This is a genomic window from Shewanella aquimarina (assembly GCF_023349185.1).
Classification (GTDB): domain Bacteria; phylum Pseudomonadota; class Gammaproteobacteria; order Enterobacterales; family Shewanellaceae; genus Shewanella; species Shewanella aquimarina.
This window is the reverse complement of the sequence record NZ_JAKIKY010000012.1, coordinates 1-18250: the sequence shown is the minus strand read 5'-3', so window position 1 is coordinate 18250 and position 18250 is coordinate 1. Positions and strand designations below refer to the sequence as shown.

Here is an 18250-nt window from a genome sequence, read left to right as displayed (position 1 = left end):
AGGTGAATATGTTGGAACTTGGTCGTCTCCCCAATGAGCGCGCCGCCCAGGCGCTGATCGATTACCTCAAGGGCCAGGGCATAGATTGCCGGCTGCAACATGCCGAGCTTGGGGTCACTCTCTATGTCACCCGAGAACAAGACTATGCCAAGGCGCGCCAGGAATATGAGCACTTTGTTCGCAATCCCTATGACGACAAGTACCTTCAGGCATCTTGGGAGAATGGCAGCACGGGCACCAAGCTAGACTACGGCGCGCCTGGTCTGCAGCTGGTGACTCAGTTCCTGTCCGGGGCTGGCCCCTTGACCCTGAGCGTCATGCTGAGCTGCACGCTAATCTATTTCGGCTTTATCTTCGGCTTTGCCAACCCAATCTTCGAGGCGCTCTCTTTCTTCGGCGCCGTGCCAGATAGTGATACCACTCAGATATGGCGAGTATTTACGCCGAGCCTGATGCACTTCTCCGCCATGCACATCATCTTCAACCTGCTCTGGTGGTGGTATCTGGGGGGTAAGATAGAGAACAAGCTGGGTGTCACGCCGCTGGCGACCCTGTTGTTGATCGCCGGCACACTGCCGAATGTGCTGCAGTATGCCATAGGTGGTCCCAACTTCGGCGGTCTCTCGGGCGTGGTCTATGCTGTGGTGGGCTACACCTGGATAATGGGAGTCAAGCGTCCCGAGAAAGGAATCGGCCTGCCTCCTGCCTATATAGGCTTTATGTTGATCTGGCTGGTATTCGGCTTTACCGATATGTTTGGCCTCTCCATCGCTAACGGCGCCCATATCGGCGGCTTGATGGTAGGCTTAGCCCAAGGCTTTATCGACAGTCGCCGACGAGCTTGATGCAAAGCTGAGCTCAAAAGGGCCCAGCAACATGCGGGCCCTAATTTAATTAACTCAGATCACGCCAGCTCAATCACCTTCTTCACTAGCTTATCTATGCCGATATGGGCCTGGGCAATATTCTCGGCCAACATATAGGCCGGGGTACTCACCAGTTTGCGACCCTCATCGACAACTATCTGTTCGACATTGGCGTCCACATGCTCACCGCCCATCAGATTAAATGCATGGGCAGTCTCGCTGTCATGGCCTATGGTGCCTTTGGCCTTCTCGCCATAGAGCTTAGGGATCATCACAGGCGAGATACAGATGAAGCCGACGGGCTTGTTCGCCTCGACAAATTCACCGATGAAAGTCTGTACGCTGGGCGCCACCTCGCACTCGCTACCGACCACGGCAAAGTTACACAGGTTCTTCGCGGCGCCAAAACCACCCGGGATCACCAGGCCATCGAATGCCTGAATATCTAGCTCGTCAGTTGCCTTAATGTCGCCACGGGCGATGCGCGCCGATTCCACCAGCACGTTGCGATGCTCACCCACAGCCACCTCACCGGTGAGATGATTCACCACATGCATCTGCTCTATGTTAGGTGCAAAACATTGGTAACTCACTCCGGCCTGGGTCAGCGACAGCAGAGTCAATACCGCCTCATGAAGTTCGCTACCATCGAACACTCCCGCGCCGCTTAATAAAACAGCAAATTTTTTCATTAAAAACTCCTTTAATAGACCGAATGGTTTTAACAACTAAATAACAAAAGGGTTGATCTGATTATTTTTCATGCTAAGTTAGTTCATCGACTCTAACAAGGCCGAACAATTTCGCCAAGTCAGAGCGTTAATATGGATGACAAAATAATAAATCCACAAATTAGGAATTTTTACTCGGAAGTAATACCTAGTTCACACAAAAATATAATACAAAAATAAATCAACAAGTTACATCACCAGCTTATGTTCGTCGTCGTGATACCTACTCGCTGAAACTTTTTTAGCTCACAGACTTATCCACAGGCTGCTGAGTAATTTGCCGTGGCCGAAATCGCCCTAATATGGCATGCTAGCGCCATCATCGCATACCGAAAAAATAGATAAAATTATGCCTAATATCGCTGAAAACCCACTCATTCTTGTGGATGGTTCTTCCTATCTTTACCGCGCCTACTATGCGCCCCCCCATCTAACCAACTCCAAGGGTGAGGCCACGGGTGCCGTTTATGGCGTGATCAACATGCTACGCAGCCTGCTCAACCAATATAAGCCGACGCAGATGGCGGTGGTGTTCGATGCCAAGGGGAAAACCTTCCGCAATGAGATGTATGCCGAATATAAGGCCCACAGACCGCCGATGCCAGACGATCTCAGGACGCAAATTGAGCCGCTACACCGCATCATTCGCGCCCTGGGGCTTCCTTTGGTCTGTATTCCCGGCGTCGAAGCCGACGATGTCATAGGCACCATCGCCAGGCAGGCCAGTCAGGAAGGTCGTGCCGTGCTGATCAGTACCGGCGATAAAGATATGGCACAGCTGGTCGATGACAAGATCACCCTGATCAACACCATGACCAACACCATCCTCGGCCCTGATGAAGTGAGCGAGAAATTTGGTGTCGGCCCAGAGCTGATCATCGATCTCCTGGCCCTGCAAGGCGATAAGGCGGATAACATTCCCGGCCTACCCGGTGTCGGTGAGAAGACGGCGCTGGCGATGCTACAAGGCGTGGGCGGCGTCGATGCAATCCTTGCCAACCCAGACAAGATGCCGGAGCTCGGCTTTAGAGGCTCCAAGACGATGCCGGCCAAACTCGCCGAACATGGCGACATGCTTAAACTCTCCTATGATCTGGCAACTATCAAGTGTGACGTCGAGTTAGAGCAAGACTGGCATCAGCTCAATATTCAAGACGCGGATCGCGACGAGCTAATCAAATGCTACGGCGAGATGGAATTTAAACGCTGGCTGGCCGAGGTATTAGACAATAAGTCTGGCAGCGACAGTCAAGAAGAAGCCGAAGAAGCGCCTGCGCCCCAGGCGATCGATGCCCAGTACGATACCATTCTGACTTGGGAAGCCTTCGATGAGTGGCTCAAGGCCCTGGCTGCCGCGCCGCTGTTTGCCTTGGATACGGAAACCACCAGCCTCAACTACATGGAGGCCAAGCTAGTCGGCCTATCTTTTGCCATCGAACCAGGCAAGGCCGCCTACCTACCGCTTGCCCACGATTATGCCGGTGCACCAGAGCAGCTCGACAGCGAGCAGGTACTCGCCAAACTCAAGCCACTCCTGGAAGACGCCAAGCTTCTCAAGGTGGGGCAAAACCTTAAATATGACATGAGCATACTGGCCAATGTCGGCATCACCCTCAAGGGGGTGGCCTTCGATACCATGCTCGAATCCTATGTCTTTAATTCGGTCGCCTCTAAGCACAACATGGACGACCTGGCACTGAAATACCTGGGCCACAAGAATATCAGCTTCGAAGAGATCGCCGGCAAGGGCGTGAAGCAGCTGACCTTCAACCAGATCCCGCTGGAGACGGCGGCGCCTTACGCGGCCGAAGACGCCGATATCACACTCAGGTTACACCAACACCTCTGGCCGAGACTGGAAAAAGCCAGCGAGCTTGCCAGCGTCTTTACCGACATTGAGCTACCTCTGGTCACCATACTGTCTCAGATTGAGCGTCAAGGGGTGTTGATCGACAGCATGTTGCTGGGTCAGCAGAGCGAAGAACTGGCTCGCAAGATAGACGAGTTGGAACAGAAGGCCTATGAGATCGCCGGCGAGCCCTTTAACCTGGGTTCGACCAAACAGCTGCAGGCGCTCTTCTTCGAGAAGCTTGGCTATCCGGTATTGAAGAAGACCCCTAAAGGCGCGCCGTCCACCGCGGAAGAGGTACTGGTCGAGTTGGCACTGGATTATCCACTACCCAAGATCATCCTGGAACACAGGAGCCTGTCGAAACTCAAGAGCACCTATACCGACAAGTTGCCGCTCATGGTCGATGGCAAGACTGGCCGGGTACACACCAGCTATCATCAGGCGATTGCCGCCACGGGTCGCCTGTCATCAAGTGAACCTAACCTGCAGAATATCCCCATTCGTACCGAAGAGGGTCGCCGTATTCGCCACGCCTTCGTGGCACCCGAGGGCCGCAAGATCCTCGCGGCCGACTATTCGCAGATAGAACTGAGGATCATGGCGCATCTGTCACAGGACAAGGGACTGCTGAGCGCCTTTGCCCAAGGCAAGGATATTCACAGGGCCACCGCCGCCGAGGTGTTCGACGTCGATTTTAGCGAGGTCACCAGCGAGCAACGCCGCCGCGCCAAGGCGGTCAACTTCGGTCTCATCTATGGCATGTCGGCCTTCGGCCTCGCGCGCCAGCTCGATATTCCACGCCACGAGGCCCAGCAATATATCGACATCTACTTCAAGCGCTATCCGGGCGTGCTCAAGTATATGGAAGATACCCGCGCGGCCGCCGCCGAGCAGGGTTATGTATCGACCCTCTATGGTCGTAGACTCTACCTGCCGGCTATCAAAGATAGAAACGCCATGCGTCGTCAGGCCGCCGAGCGCGCCGCGATCAACGCCCCCATGCAGGGCACGGCTGCCGATATCATCAAGAAGGCCATGATCAACATAGCCCAGTGGATTGAGTCAGAGACACAGGGAGAGATCACCATGATCATGCAGGTGCACGATGAACTCGTGTTTGAAGTTGACGCCAACAAGGCTGACTCACTCAAAATCAAGGTGTGCGAATTGATGGCACAGGCCGCGTCACTGGATGTCGAGCTGCTGGCCGAGGCAGGCATTGGCGACAACTGGGAGCAGGCCCACTAGACTGGATGCTTAGCGAACGAGCCTCGACAGGAACAATGTTCTAACGAGGCCATGTTTCAAGGAAACATTAGCTCAAGGAAACAGTACCTAGAGAAGAAGATGCCCCGGCCCTGCCGGGGCATTTTTTATGCTGCCAGGCCTGTTTTCCATGGGATTTCCCCTCTTTCCCCCCTTGGAGCCGTAAAAATCGTCAAAAATAGTAATATTTTTTCACTTAAGTGGGCTTTTAAACTAAATGGCTCTTTTAAGGGTATTTTTTGTAAATTTCAGATCAAAAACCTGTGTCTTTATTGAGCACTTTTTTAGATATTGCTCACATTATTGTCGTTTTTTACAAAAAACAGTTTCCCATAATACGACCAATGAAGTATTATTCTCTGCGTAGGGTACAGAGGTTAAGATGTTCTATCTTTCAGACCTTTTTTATTTCACGTTAAGTGAGATGCCAAATTATGGCGCCCCAGCAAGTTACTTGCTGGGGCTTTTTTTCGCCTGAAATTTATTTTAGAGCAAATACTTTAATTGAGGTGAGATTCGGGCTATCCTATGGCCACTGAGAACTGTTGGTCGATGTCCAACAGAACTTGAGTCTTGTTGAAATTTAGCTTCTCCCCAAAAGAGCTAATGTATTTTTGCCGATGGCGTAGCCCTCGGCATTTTTTTTGCCCGCTCTCCTATCAGCTAAATACCAGGCATAAAAAAAGCGCCCCCAATCTGGAGGCGCTCTCTATTCACACATCACTTAACCTTAGCTACTCTTGCTCGGCGTCGGCCAAGGCCTCCACCAGCCAGTCTGGATGACACCATTCGTTGAGAATACTGAGCACCTTAGGCTTGCCGGTTCCCTTCAGAGAAGAAAATGGCTCCACCTTCACACCGTCGCCGAAGTCCGCCAAGGTCTTACGCACCTCGTTGACCGTCTTCATGCGGGCGCTCTGCGCCAGCTTGTCACACTTGGTCAGCAAGGCCAGCACAGGGATATCGCAATCGACCGCCCACTCTATCATCTGCATGTCGAGATCTTTGAGTGGATGGCGAATATCCATCAATACAACTAGGCCACTCAAGCAGGCACGCTCTTGCAGATATTGCCCCAGTGCCTGCTGCCATTTCTTCTTCATGGCCAAGGGCACCTGCGCGAAACCATAACCGGGCAAGTCCACCAGGCGTCTGTGCTCATCGAGCGCGAAGACGTTGATCAACTGGGTACGCCCAGGTGTCTTACTGGTTCTTGCCAGGTTCTTCTGTTCGGTTAATTGGTTTAATGCGCTCGACTTTCCGGCATTAGAACGACCGGCAAAGGCGATTTCGACGCCTACATCACCGGGCAAGTGCTCATCCAGATGCGCAATATCCGGCGCACTGATCAAAAACTTGGCCTGTCGAAAATCGATACGAGAATCAGTCACTACCCACCCCAAAATTTGTTATTTCTTCAGTTTAAATATCGAAGACTTGCTTACATTTGCACAATTTCGTGTAAAATATTACCCCGATCACATAAATCATATTTTATCACGCTTGCAGGTCACTCTCGTAAGCTCAGGACAAAAAATTTAACTTAAAAGTTGGAACGCCATGAAAAAGTTCGCTATTGCGCTATCAATGTTAGCCACTCTATCAACTCCGGCTCTAGCAGCAGGTGATGCTGAAGCGGGAAAAACTAAAGCAATCATTTGTTCTGCCTGTCACGGTGTTGATGGTAACAGCATGATCGACATGTACCCCAAGCTTGCGGGTCAACAAGAAACTTATCTGAAGAAGCAGCTAACCGAGCTGCGCCAAGCGGCGCACACAGGTGGCAAAGAAGGCCGTAACGATCCAATGATGAGCCCAATGGCGGCAGCATTGTCAGATCAGGATATCGAAGATTTAGCGGCTTACTTCTCTTCACAAAAACTTGCAATGAGCGAAGTGAAAGATGTGCCTGAGCTAGGCGAACAGCTTTACAAGGGTGGCGACGCCGTACGTGGCGTGACCGCATGTATCGCCTGTCACGGTCCAAGTGGTCAAGGCTCAGAAGCAGCTGGCTTCCCAGCCATCGCGGGTCAACACGCTAACTATATCAAGATCCAGCTGAATAAGTTTCATGATACAAGTCGTAACAACGACTTAAACGGCATGATGCAAGACGTTGCCAAGAAGCTGACCAGCGAAGATATCGAAGCACTATCTAAATATATTTCAAGCATTAAGTAATTAATCGCTAGAAAGTGAAAGGGTGGTCAATACCACCCTTTTTTACCACCTTAAGTTTACGTTTACGTAAACTGCCGAAAATTGATGCTTGACATAGATCACAGATTTCGTTTTAATTGTGCCCGTACCGAGGTAAACCCAACTGTTTGTATAAAATCTATCTAATAACAATAAACAGATTTCGGTATGTGATTACATTTAAGATATAAGAATAAAGTTAAGTAAAAATAATAATAATTTTTTGACCACTCACTAAAAATAATAAGAGTAGTACTTCGCATCTGAAGTCGGGTCGTAATAACTTAGTAAGGATATTGGTTAGGAAGGCCAATGCGCTAATTAGCATTCTCCTTACGGTTCAGGAAACAGTTAAACTGCTTACTGCTGAACTTTAACGTAAACCTAACAGGGATGGTTTATTAGGCGTCAAAGATGACGATATGGATTGTGATGTGTCAAGAAGACCATCTACGGAAGCTGTGGTCAGGAAGGCGACAGGGAAAGAAAAAAAGCGTCTGGAAGACCGAAAACGAAAATAACTATGCATGGAAAGCAGATTAAAAAATAAGATGGAATCCGACTGGGAGAGTCGCATAGCAAGTAAGGAAACTTGGAATCAGAATTGAGTACCTTTGGTACTTTTTGGAAGGCGACAGTGATACTGTCGCCTTTTTTTATACCCAACAAAAAATACGCTTCTGTTTCCACCTGGCCTACAGTAAATTAAACAGGCAACTGCAATTAACCCAGCCTTTGAGAGTCATGCCCGAGCCATGCGAAGATGCCCCCTGTGCACCAGCGAAGCTACCGCCCCCTTCTATCAAGATAGAAAACGAGCTATCTATCGCTGTAAACGCTGCATGCTGCTGTTTGCCGATGCCAGCTCTCATCTGCCCCCTAGCGCCGAGGTAAAACGCTACCGCTCGGCCAATAGTAAAGACAAACCTCTGCAACAATTCTTATCGAGCCTGATCACTCAGTGTGAGCAGCAGGTTCAGGGACCACTACTTGGACTCAACTTCGGGCGACTGCTAGGCCAACCGGCCATAGACGCCATCATGGCCCGAGGTCACCAGCTCAACCAATATGATCCACACTTCGCTCCGGATCATACCCTGCTGAGGCTCAAGTACGACTTCATCTGTTGCTATCGTGTCTTCGAACACTTTCGCTTTCCAGGTAAAGAGTGGCAGCTGCTCTGTTCTCTGCTCAAACCCGGTGGCTGGATGGCAATCAGCACCCAGCTGCTCACCGAACTTCAGGGCTTTCCCAAGTGGCATCATAAGAACAATCTGACCCATGTCAGTTTTTATCAGGAGGCCACCTTCCAATATTTGGCAGCCCAGGCTGACTTTAGGCTATTATTCGCCTCGAAAGATCTCATTTTGGTGCAAAAACCAACAGGATCTGGTATAACACGCGACCCAAGTTCACTTATCTGACTCAGAGTTAGGTAGGTTCACGATTTTTTGTAGTTGAGATTAACGCTATGACACGTAAGAAAACGCGCAAGATCAATGAGAATGCGCCAAAACGTCCGCCTAGAACCAAGAAAGAAGACCGTGCCCTCACGGGCAAGAAGCAGAAGTCGGGCAATAAAGCGGGCAGTCGTCATAACGAAAAACAGATCCAACAGAAGCAATCGGGCACGGCCCAGGCGAAAGATCCTCGCCACGGCAGCAAGAAGCCTATCGCGCTGGAGTTACCGACTCAGACGCCTGTAGCCAAGCAGCCCAAGGCGCCTAAGATGAGCGATGAGCAGAAGCTGCTGAAGCTAGAGGAAGATCCTAGACTCAACAAGCTGCTGGATATGCTCGAAGAAGGTCGCGATCTCAACGAGGCGGACCAGGCTTGGTTAGAGAAGCAGCTGACAGAGATAGAGCGCCTGATGGATCGCCTGGGCATCACGGAAGAGGACGATCTCGAGCATGTCATGAAGACCACGGTCGGCTCAGACGACGATCTCCTGGAGAAGTTTGAATCTGGCGCCGATCTGCTCAAAGATTACCAGGATAAAGACTAGCCCCGCGGCTAACCCAAATGGCATCGATTCGATGCCATTTCGCTATCTACGCCAGGTAAACAATACCTAGCCACTATCACCTAGCGAAAGCAAACAACTAGCAACCCAAAACCTCGGACTGATTATGACCACGACACTCCTCATCCTAGGCGCCATCATCATCTTAGGCCTGGCCGCCTACGCCGCCAGCCTGCTACTCAAGCTAAAACAGCAAACCGCCCAACAAAAAGCCCAGCGCGAGGCCCAACAAGCGGCCAAAGATGCCAAAGAGCTGGAGCTGCTGGGCAACATCCACTATATCGCCGCCGCCATGCTCGAGGAGCGCTGCGAACTCTCAGAGGGCGTGATGCGTATCGGTAAACTCTTTAATATCCTCGGCCACGTCGAACAGGTAAAGCACCATTATCCGGCGCTCTTTAAGCATTATGAGATCATCGAGTCCCACCCCATCATGGAGCAGCGCAAGGCGTTGGCCAAGCAGCAGCGTATGAAGCTAGACTTAGAGAGAATGAAGTCAGAATCGGCGCTGCAAGCCGAGATCATGGCCGAGGTGGCCCTGCTGGCCAAAGCCTATGCCCACCTCAGCCACTGACGTGAGTCGGTGCACAAAAACGGCTTAAGACCAAGACATTTAAGCCGAAAACAAGGATATTCGACAGCTAACATAAATTGCAGTGCTAATTTGCAACCTGGATCAATGTTATTCACTCAATAACATTGCATACTTCGCTAGTTGCTAATTTACCACCCTCGGAGGACACGCCTTGAAGCAGCCCACCCAAATTAGTTGGGATCAGTCAATGATCGAAAAATATAATTACAGCGGTCCTCGTTATACCTCTTACCCGACCGCACTAGAATTTGACGCCTCCTTCACCGAAGAAGACCTGCTCACCTCTATTGCCAACAGTAAGAGCAATAAACTATCGCTGTATCTACACATTCCTTTCTGCGCCAAGCTCTGCTACTACTGCGGCTGCAACAAGGTGATCACCCGTCACCAGCACAAGGCCGACCAATATATCGAATATCTCGCGGCAGAGATCGTCAAACGTGCACCACTGTTTAAGCATTACCAGGTAACCCAGATCCACTGGGGTGGCGGCACGCCAACCTTCCTCAGCCCGGAGCAGATCCTCAGGCTGTCGGCGCTGCTAAGAGAGCACTTTAATATTGCAGACGAGGGCGAATACTCTATCGAGGTCGATCCACGCGAGATCGAACTCTCTATGCTAGACACCCTTAAAGAAGCCGGCTTCAACCGTATCTCGGTTGGCGTGCAGGACTTCAACAAAGAGGTGCAGATTGCCGTTAACCGCGAACAGGACGAGCAGTTTATCTTCGACCTGATCGCCAAGGCGAAAGAGATGGGCTTCGTGTCGACCAACATCGACCTGATCTACGGCCTGCCACACCAGACGCCAGAAAGCTTCGCCGAAACCATGCAACGCGTACTGGATCTGTCTCCCGACAGACTCTCTGTGTTTAACTACGCTCACCTGCCGGCACGTTTCGCCGCCCAGCGTAAGATTAAAGACGAGCACCTGCCGACGCCACAACAGAAGCTGGAGATGCTACACCAGACCATCGAGACGCTGACGGGCGCTGGCTATCAGTACATAGGCATGGATCACTTCGCCAAGCCAGATGACGAACTCGCCATCTTGCAGAACGAAGGACGCCTGCACCGTAACTTCCAGGGTTACACCACCCAGGAAGAGTGTGACCTGCTGGGCCTAGGTGTTTCCTCTATTAGCCAGATTGGCGACTGCTACGCCCAGAACCAGAAAGATATCCGCCCTTACTACGAGTCGGTGGACGAGAAGGGTCACGCCCTGTGGAAAGGCTGTAAGCTCAATCGTGACGACGAGATCCGCCGTGTCGTGATCAAACAGCTGATCTGTCACTTCGACCTGGATATGGCCAAGATAGATAAGCAGCTAGGCATCAAGTTTGAAGAATACTTCGCCGAAGATCTCAAACTGCTACAAACCTTCATCGACGACAAGCTGGTCGAAGTGAAAGACAGAAAGATCACCGTGGGCGAAACAGGCCGTCTGCTGATCCGTAATATCTGTATCTGTTTCGACGTTTATTATCGTGACAAGGCCCGTCAGCAGCAGTTTTCAAGGGTTATCTAAACCCAAAGATAAAAAGGCCGATGAATTATCATCGGCTTTTTTGTGGCTAATAATTTAAGCCATAGCACTTTAAGTTAGTGCTTTAAGTTAGCGCTTTAAGCCTTGGCGGCATAGAGCGCCTTGCGCTCGCTGTCGGAGATAAAGGCCATCTCCACGCCGTTGCGTTGCAGCTGCGCCAACTCGGCGTCGCTAAAGCCCATCTCCTGCTTCACAGTGTCGTACTCATGCTTGATGTCGATGGCGCTCACGCCAGGATCATCTGTGTTGAGGCCGATCAACACCCCGGCCTCCATGAAGGTACGCAGCGGATGCTCCTGATAACTGGTCACTGTAGACGTATGCAGGTTACTGGTTGGACAAGACTCTATGCCTATCTTATTGGCAGCCAGATACTCCATCAGCTTAGGATCGTGGATGGCATTGACCCCATGGCCGATACGGGTCGCACCGAGCTCCTGAATAGCCTGCCACATGCTCTCGGCACCAGCCGCCTCACCGGCATGCGCCGTAATCGCCAGTCCGGCGTCACGCACCTTCTTAAAGTGCTCGTTAAACAGGGCGCCTGGGAAGCCTAGCTCATCCCCCGCCAAGTCCATCGCCACCAGGTGCTGCTTGTGTGCCAGTAAGGCGTCTAGCTCCTGCATGCAGGCGTCCTGACCGAAGGAGCGCGACATGATGCCGATCAGGTTGATCTTCACCTGATGATCCTTGAGGCCCGCCTTAACACCATCGATGACGGCTTCGACAACCCCCTCGATCGGCAGCTTATGGTTCATCGCCATATAGTAAGGACTGAATCTCAGTTCGGCGTAATCCAGGCCAGAGATCGCCGCATCGGCAACATTCTCGTAAGCTACACGTTTTACCGCATCAAGATCTGCCAGTACGGCAACCATCCAGTCTAGCTTCTTCAAAAAAGCGACCAGGCTGGATTCTTTCCCCTGAATTTGAACGAAAGGCGCTAAACCTTCCAAAGTATCGGCAGGTAAAGCAATATTGTGTTGGTGGCCCAGGTCCCAAATCGTTTCCACCCTGACGTTACCATCAAGATGACGATGCAGATCCACCAACGGAATGGATGTATCAATCATATTTAACCCCTATTTGAACCCCTCAGCCAATATTGTTTTTTATCTGGTCTGAAGTTGTTGCAACTATAACACGCATTTTTTAACGATATGCATGACTTATGTTCAGCTTTCGACCAAAGTCCGTTGCAATACCTGCTGACAATTTATCTTGTGTCATGGGTGACCCACCAAATTGAATATTGCATAATCGTTGAGCTTATACCTAGGCCCATAATAATGACAACAGGATCACCCATGCATAAACCCTTAGCCCCTTGCCTACTCATACTCAGCCTCACGGCCTGCCAAATGGCACCCACGGCGGATGTCGGCACGACACCGCAAACCACTGTCAGCCAGAGTCATCTGCAATTGCAGCGCATCATAGACGATGCCTGGCAACTTAGATTAGAGTCTAGTCCAGAAATGGCCTACTCACAGGGCGACGAAACGGCGGCGGGTAAACTGGACGATCTCTCCCCGGAGGCACTGGCTAGTCACAATCAGGCCGAAAGTGCCCTATTGGCTCGCCTCAAAGCATTAGACATGGCATCGCTCGACAAGGCCAATCGCATAAACGCCCAGATACTCGCCTATCAGCTACAAAACAGCGTCGACCAGTACCGATTTCACGACCATTACTTACCCATCACCGCCGAGAGTGGCTTTCACGCCTATATCGCCTCCATCGCCAAGGGTAACTTCAACAACCAAGCCGATTATCAGCACTACCTGAGCAAGCTCGAGGCGCTGCCTCACTATTTTGCCCAGCAAACCTATTGGCTAAAGCAGGGACTCGCTAAGGGCATCACGCCCGCCAAGGTAGTCTTAAACGGCTTCGAGGAGAGTATCAGCGCCTTCATAGTGCCGGTTGAGCAGAGCGGTTACTTCAAGCCCTTCACACACTTCCCAAAGCAATTCACCGAGGCTCAGAAAAACGAGTTAACGGCGCGAGGCAAGGCCCTGATTGAGCAGAATGTATTGCCTAGCTACCAGGCCTTCTATGACTTCATGACCCAAGAATATATCCCAGGTGCACGCCAAAGTATTGCCGCCTACGATCTCCCCGACGGTGAGGCCTTCTATGAGAATCGCGTGCGCCACTACACCACGCTGCCGATGACGGCCGACGAGGTGCATCAACTCGGGCTCAAAGAGGTCAAACGCATTCGCGCCGAGATGCAGGCGATCATAGATAAGTTAGGCTACCAGGGCAGCTTCGCCGATTTCTTACACTTCCTGCGCACAGATCCTCAGTTCTACGCCAAGACTCCAGAGCAGCTCCTGAAAGAGGCCGCCTTTATCGCCAAGAAGGCCGATGCCATGCTACCGAAATTCTTCGGCAAACTGCCACGCACGCCCTATGGCATCCAGGAAGTGCCCGCTGAGATCGCCCCTAAATACACCACGGGCCGTTACTCCGGCGCCAGTGGCGACGACCAACCCGGCTATTACTGGGTAAACACCTATGCCCTGGACAAACGTCCTCTATATGAGTTGGAGGCCCTGACCCTACACGAGGCCGTGCCGGGTCACCACCTGCAGATATCCCTCAACACAGAGCTGACCTCCTTGCCTAACTTCCGTCGTTACAGCTACATCTCGGCATTCGGAGAAGGCTGGGGACTCTACTCAGAATATCTCGGGCTGGAAGGTGGTTTCTATCAAGATCCCTACAGCAACTTCGGCCGCCTGACCTATGAGATGTGGCGCGCCGCCCGTCTGGTGGTCGACACCGGCATGCACGCCAAGGGTTGGACTAGGCAGCAGGCCATCGACTATATGGCCAGTAACACAGCACTGTCGCTACACAATGTCACCACTGAGATAGACAGATATATCTCCTGGCCGGGTCAAGCCCTGTCTTACAAGATAGGCGAACTCACCATCAAGCGTTTGCGCGCCAAAGCAGAGCAAGCACTGGGTGAGAAGTTCGATATCCGTGCCTTCCACGACGCCGTCTTAGCCAATGGCTCAGTGCCCATGGCGCTACTCGAACAGCAGATAGACGACTTCATCGCCGCACAGGCTGCCGCTAAGTAGTGCTCCTCCTCTGGCGTCCTAGTCACACGATAGTGGCGCCAGAGACACTTAGCCCCTCTTAAGCCATTAATCGCGATAACATATCGTGCTACACTCAGGCATCTTGTTCCTAATTCAGATTGCCCATGTCCGCAGCCCCAGTCCCTACAAACAGTGGCACCATCGCCACAACACTGCCGGTTTTTTCCAGCGAATTAGAAGACAATCGACAGCAGCTAGATACTTTCTGGCAGGGCGTGGAGCAAGGCTATCTGACAAGTAGCGATGGGCTCAAGCTGGCCTACTGTATGGCCACACACCCAAACTCGACCCGGGCGATCGTGATCAGCAGTGGTCGCGTCGAGGCCTATCTAAAATACCAAGAACTGATCTTCGACCTCTATCAGTTAGGATATAGCGTCTATGCCTTGGACCACAGAGGCCAGGGACTTTCAACTAGGCTGACCGATAATCCGCATCAGGGGCACGTAGAGAAGTTTGCCGACTATGTGAGTGACTTTAGTCACTTCATCGATACGATTGTCACCCCCAAGCAACATGACCGACTATATCTAGTGGCGCATTCCATGGGCGGGACCATAGCCACACTGTATCTGCAACAGGCGCCAGAAGTATTCGATGCGGCCGTACTCTCGGCTCCCATGTACGGCATCTGCCTGCCTATGCCTAAGCCCTTCGTGCGTTGGTTGGCAGGACACCTGGACAATGGCTCGAGCAATAAGCCCAACTATGTCTTAGGTGGAAAAGATTATATTGCCGCCCCCTTTGAGGAGAACGACCTTACCCATAGCGCTACTCGCTATCAAGACTATCGTAAGCTATATGAGACCTACCCGCAGCTGAAGCTAGGCTCGCCAACCAATCGCTGGTTAACCGAGTCTCTCGATGCCTGTGAGCAAGCCGTCCAGGCCGCAAAACACGCACAGACGCCGATATTGATCTTGCAGGCGGAAGAAGACTCCATCGTCGATAATCGCGCCCAAGATGCCGCCAAGGGGGAGCATTGCCACCTCTTCAAGGTCACCCATGCCCGTCATGAGATCTTTATGGAAAGGGATAGCGCCCGAAACCAGGCGCTGAATCAACTGGCAGACTTTCTCAGCCTACACGCTTGATATCACGGGTGATTCATCCAGCCTAACCAGCAGGCGGCTCAGCTCTTCTCCCGGCATAGGCCGGTGGAAAAGATAGCCTTGATATAGGTCACAGCGATAGACCTTAAGCTGCTCGAACTGAGACTGGATCTCGACTCCCTCGGCAACAAACTCCAGATTCAGGCTATGAGACATATCGATCATGGCCTTAACGATCGAGGCGGACGCCTCACCATTGCCCATGTCTCTGATAAAGCTGGCATCTAATTTAAGGCGATTTAGCGGCAGCTCCTGCAGATAGCTCAGCGAGCTATAACCGGTACCGAAATCATCCACCGCGATACTGATCCCTGCCTCCCTTAGTAGAGTCATGGTTTGACGCACCTGTTGAAGATCGGTCAATAACACATGCTCGGTCAGTTCCAGTTCAATATGGGCAGGACTGATCCCTTGCTCCTGCAGCGTGGCCAATAACTTAGGCGCAAACTCATCCTGATGGAACTGACGGGCGCTGACGTTGATTGACACCATGGGCGGGCAGATATTCTGTGCCTTCAACTCACGAATAAAGCGACAAGCCTCCAGCAACACCCACTCACCCAACTCGATAATCAGGGCGCTACCCTCGGCAACCGGAATAAAGTCAGCCGGAGAGATCGCCCCATGCTGTGGATGATGCCAACGCAGCAAGGCCTCGACCGAGGCGATCTCGCCCTTGGCATTTAACAGGGGCTGGTAGAAGAGAGACAACTGATGGCGAGAGGCGGCATGCACCAGCTCGGTTCGGATCATCAGATTTTGCGCCGCACGCTTATCCATCTCACTGCTGTAGACCACACAGGCATCGCGGCCACTCTCCTTCGCCTGAGCCAAGGCCATGTTAACCCGTTTTAGTTGCTGTTCCGGTGGGGTGGCCTCACTCGGATCTATGATGGCAATTCCGACGCTCGCGGAGAGATTAAAAGTATGACCGCTGATATGAAAGCTGCGAGCGATGAGCTGACGCATCTGGCTTGCCAACGCCTGAGCACGACGTCGAGCACTGAGAAGATCTTCAGGCAGCTTCTTCACCAAAATCACAAACTCGTCGGCCGCCACACGTGCGATAAGTGAATTAGAAGAGAAATAACTAGATAGCCTAGCCGCTATCTGAATCAGCAGCCTGTCACCACCATGATGCCCCAGAGCATCGTTAACCACCTTGAAGTTATCCAGATCCAGCATAAACAAGGCGGCACAGCTTCCCGACTCATCCTGCTGCTGATAGAGTCCATCCATCAAAGCGCGACGATTAGCCAGATCCGTGAGCGGGTCATGCTTGGCCTGATGCATCGCCGCCTTCTGATTGCGAATATCCTCGGTCACATCGGATAGTGTGCCTATCATGCGTAGCGGCTTACCCTTCTCATTCCACGCAACTGTCATGCCGCGATCCAGCACCCAGATATAATGGCCCTGCTGATGACGGAGTCGATGAACGCTCTCAAACTCCTCGGTTTCGCCATTGAGGTAGGCGTTGAGGCTCTTGAGTATTCCTTCCTTGTCCTCAGGATGTAACCGGCTCTCCCAGGTTTCTAACTCGGGCATCAAGTCTTCGGGCCCATAGCCCAACATATCTTTCCAACGATCCGAGAGAAATACACTGTCATCCTCCAGGTTCCAGTCCCAGATGCCATAGCGAGAGACCTCTACGGCAAACAGCCATCTCTGCTCGCTATCCTTAAGCTGTTTCGCCCCTTGTTGGAATCTATCCTTAAAGCGCTGGAGATTCTGCTCTAAGCTATGCAGCTCGATGAAGGGGGACTCAATCTTCTTATTCCTCGGCTCAGGCTCTGACTGACCCAAAGCCGCCGCCTGGCGGCTCAGATGACGAATCGGCGACAAAACAAAGTAGTAAAACAGGCCGAGCAAGACAAAGGTGGTCGCCAGGGCGATTGCCCCCGTTCTCATCAGGCCGACAAATACGGTTTCATCGCTGGCGGCCAGCATGGGCGCCATGTCATATTCGAGATAAATAAGCTCGGGACGTTCCACCGACAGGGATGAGAGTAGAGGTGTAATGGGATAGTAGGCCTGTATCGACTGACGCTTGTCATTGAAGTAAATCCTAGACTTACCCTCGGCGACCCTGTCTCGATGCTCCTGACTATCATAACCATCGATCACCAACTGTGCCGAGCTGTCACGCCATACACCATGATTAGCAAAGCGTATGTCTCCTTTGCCATCGATAAGCGTATACACAGATAGCCGAATGTCGCTGCCAAGCAAGGCAAGCTCCTCTTCTACCCGGGTGAAGTCTTGCGCCTTAGCGGCCATCGCCACCAGATGATTCATCCGCATCAGCTCTTGAGACAGAGACTCGACCTGGGAGGTGGATACATGGTCTCGACGCTGCTGTCGCTCGACAAAATAACTACTGGTTATGAAAAACGCGAACAACAAGACACACACCAGAGGTGCGAAGAGCATGAGCGAGGGACGCGAGACAAATTTCAGCAAAGTCACTACACCTAAAGAAAAGGGTCGTCAGACGTAACACATCTTATCAATACAGGATCTACTGCGTGTGTTTGTGCCGATTATGCCACATTTAAGTTACTTAGTGGCTAAACATTATTGCATTTAGCTATAAGCATATAGAGATTAGCTAGGACGACGAGTGCAGGGCCATGCTGAGGAGGGAGTATCTCGAATGCCTACATCCAAATTGAGAACGGCCAAAACGAAAAAAGCCCTAGCATTGCTGCTAGGGCTTTCGTCTTAATGTTGGCGGAGCGGACGGGACTCGAACCCGCGACCCCCGGCGTGACAGGCCGGTATTCTAACCAACTGAACTACCGCTCCTTTGGGCTAGGCCCAAATTAGGCGCCTGGAAATGACCTACTCTCACATGGGGAGACCCCACACTACCATCGGCGCGATTGCGTTTCACTTCTGAGTTCGGGATGGGATCAGGTGGGGCCACAATGCTATGGTTTCC

13 protein-coding genes, 1 tRNA gene and 1 rRNA gene are annotated in these 18250 nt (G+C 51.8%); 9 read left to right on the top strand and 6 right to left on the bottom strand.

The window, feature by feature from the left end; translation table 11 throughout:
- Positions 1–8: 8 nt before the first annotated feature.
- On the top strand, positions 9–845 hold the full coding sequence (gene glpG / locus L2731_RS14715; RefSeq protein WP_239853759.1) for a rhomboid family intramembrane serine protease GlpG: 837 nt from the start codon (positions 9–11) through the stop codon (positions 843–845).
- A gap of 59 nt (positions 846–904) precedes the next feature.
- Here the strand turns inward: glpG and elbB are convergent, their stop codons facing one another.
- Positions 905–1558, bottom strand: coding sequence for an isoprenoid biosynthesis glyoxalase ElbB (gene elbB / locus L2731_RS14710; protein WP_239853761.1), 654 nt, complete (start codon positions 1556–1558; stop codon positions 905–907).
- A gap of 388 nt (positions 1559–1946) precedes the next feature.
- Here elbB and polA point away from each other — a divergent pair, with 388 nt between their 5' ends.
- A complete protein-coding gene (gene polA / locus L2731_RS14705; protein WP_239853763.1) occupies positions 1947–4697 on the top strand; it encodes a DNA polymerase I in 2751 nt (916 codons plus the stop codon).
- 752 nt (positions 4698–5449) lie between these two features.
- On the opposite strand, the gene yihA is transcribed toward polA, so the two are convergent.
- A complete protein-coding gene (gene yihA / locus L2731_RS14700; RefSeq protein ID WP_249253926.1) occupies positions 5450–6106 on the bottom strand; it encodes a ribosome biogenesis GTP-binding protein YihA/YsxC in 657 nt (218 codons plus the stop codon).
- Between the two features lie 169 nt (positions 6107–6275).
- On the opposite strand from yihA, the gene L2731_RS14695 reads away from it, so the two are divergent.
- The 5 genes from L2731_RS14695 (at position 6276) to hemN (ending at position 11060) form a co-directional block, all read left to right on the top strand.
- A complete protein-coding gene (locus L2731_RS14695; protein ID WP_041508742.1) occupies positions 6276–6896 on the top strand; it encodes a c-type cytochrome in 621 nt (206 codons plus the stop codon).
- Between the two features lie 773 nt (positions 6897–7669).
- Positions 7670–8338 (top strand): class I SAM-dependent methyltransferase, encoded by a 669-nt coding sequence (locus tag L2731_RS14690; RefSeq protein WP_041508741.1) that lies wholly within the window; start codon positions 7670–7672, stop codon positions 8336–8338.
- Positions 8339–8385: 47 nt separating this feature from the next.
- Positions 8386–8919, top strand: a complete 534-nt coding sequence (gene yihI / locus L2731_RS14685; protein ID WP_239853769.1) for a Der GTPase-activating protein YihI — start codon at positions 8386–8388, stop codon at positions 8917–8919.
- Between the two features lie 124 nt (positions 8920–9043).
- Complete coding sequence (locus L2731_RS14680) at positions 9044–9511, top strand: DUF2489 domain-containing protein (protein WP_249253924.1); 468 nt, start codon at positions 9044–9046, stop codon at positions 9509–9511.
- 172 nt (positions 9512–9683) lie between these two features.
- Positions 9684–11060, top strand: a complete 1377-nt coding sequence (gene hemN / locus L2731_RS14675; RefSeq protein ID WP_275659201.1) for an oxygen-independent coproporphyrinogen III oxidase — start codon at positions 9684–9686, stop codon at positions 11058–11060.
- Between the two features lie 95 nt (positions 11061–11155).
- On the opposite strand, the gene add is transcribed toward hemN, so the two are convergent.
- The gene (add, locus tag L2731_RS14670) at positions 11156–12151 is read right to left on the bottom strand and encodes an adenosine deaminase (RefSeq protein WP_249253922.1); all 996 of its coding nucleotides are present in this window, start codon (positions 12149–12151) and stop codon (positions 11156–11158) included.
- 234 nt (positions 12152–12385) lie between these two features.
- Between add and L2731_RS14665 the strand changes: the two genes are divergently transcribed.
- Together L2731_RS14665 and L2731_RS14660 are read left to right on the top strand one after the other, a co-directional pair.
- Positions 12386–14173 carry a DUF885 domain-containing protein gene (locus L2731_RS14665; protein ID WP_249253920.1) on the top strand — a complete coding sequence of 596 codons (1788 nt, stop codon included), beginning with the start codon at positions 12386–12388 and terminating at the stop codon, positions 14171–14173.
- Between the two features lie 125 nt (positions 14174–14298).
- Complete coding sequence (locus L2731_RS14660) at positions 14299–15288, top strand: alpha/beta fold hydrolase (protein ID WP_249253918.1); 990 nt, start codon at positions 14299–14301, stop codon at positions 15286–15288.
- Here L2731_RS14660 and L2731_RS14655 read toward each other — a convergent pair.
- The 3 genes from L2731_RS14655 to rrf all read right to left on the bottom strand — a co-directional run.
- The gene (locus tag L2731_RS14655) at positions 15277–17775 is read right to left on the bottom strand and encodes a putative bifunctional diguanylate cyclase/phosphodiesterase (protein WP_249253916.1); all 2499 of its coding nucleotides are present in this window, start codon (positions 17773–17775) and stop codon (positions 15277–15279) included. The genes L2731_RS14660 and L2731_RS14655 overlap by 12 nt on opposite strands.
- A 262-nt stretch (positions 17776–18037) precedes the next feature.
- Positions 18038–18114 (bottom strand) — tRNA-Asp (locus L2731_RS14650).
- A gap of 23 nt (positions 18115–18137) precedes the next feature.
- Positions 18138–18250 (bottom strand): 5S ribosomal RNA (gene rrf / locus L2731_RS14645); the annotation flags it as partial.

Bases quoted from the DNA above. Each gene is read 5' to 3' on its own strand.
- glpG (WP_239853759.1), top strand. From the start codon at position 9: ATGTTGGAACTTGGTCGTCTCCCCAATGAGCGCGCCGCCCAGGCGCTG.
- elbB (WP_239853761.1), bottom strand. From the start codon at position 1,558: ATGAAAAAATTTGCTGTTTTATTAAGCGGCGCGGGAGTGTTCGATGGT.
- polA (WP_239853763.1), top strand. From the start codon at position 1,947: ATGCCTAATATCGCTGAAAACCCACTCATTCTTGTGGATGGTTCTTCC.
- L2731_RS14695 (WP_041508742.1), top strand. From the start codon at position 6,276: ATGAAAAAGTTCGCTATTGCGCTATCAATGTTAGCCACTCTATCAACT.
- L2731_RS14690 (WP_041508741.1), top strand. From the start codon at position 7,670: ATGCGAAGATGCCCCCTGTGCACCAGCGAAGCTACCGCCCCCTTCTAT.
- yihI (WP_239853769.1), top strand. From the start codon at position 8,386: ATGACACGTAAGAAAACGCGCAAGATCAATGAGAATGCGCCAAAACGT.
- L2731_RS14680 (WP_249253924.1), top strand. From the start codon at position 9,044: ATGACCACGACACTCCTCATCCTAGGCGCCATCATCATCTTAGGCCTG.
- add (WP_249253922.1), bottom strand. From the start codon at position 12,151: ATGATTGATACATCCATTCCGTTGGTGGATCTGCATCGTCATCTTGAT.
- L2731_RS14665 (WP_249253920.1), top strand. From the start codon at position 12,386: ATGCATAAACCCTTAGCCCCTTGCCTACTCATACTCAGCCTCACGGCC.
- L2731_RS14660 (WP_249253918.1), top strand. From the start codon at position 14,299: ATGTCCGCAGCCCCAGTCCCTACAAACAGTGGCACCATCGCCACAACA.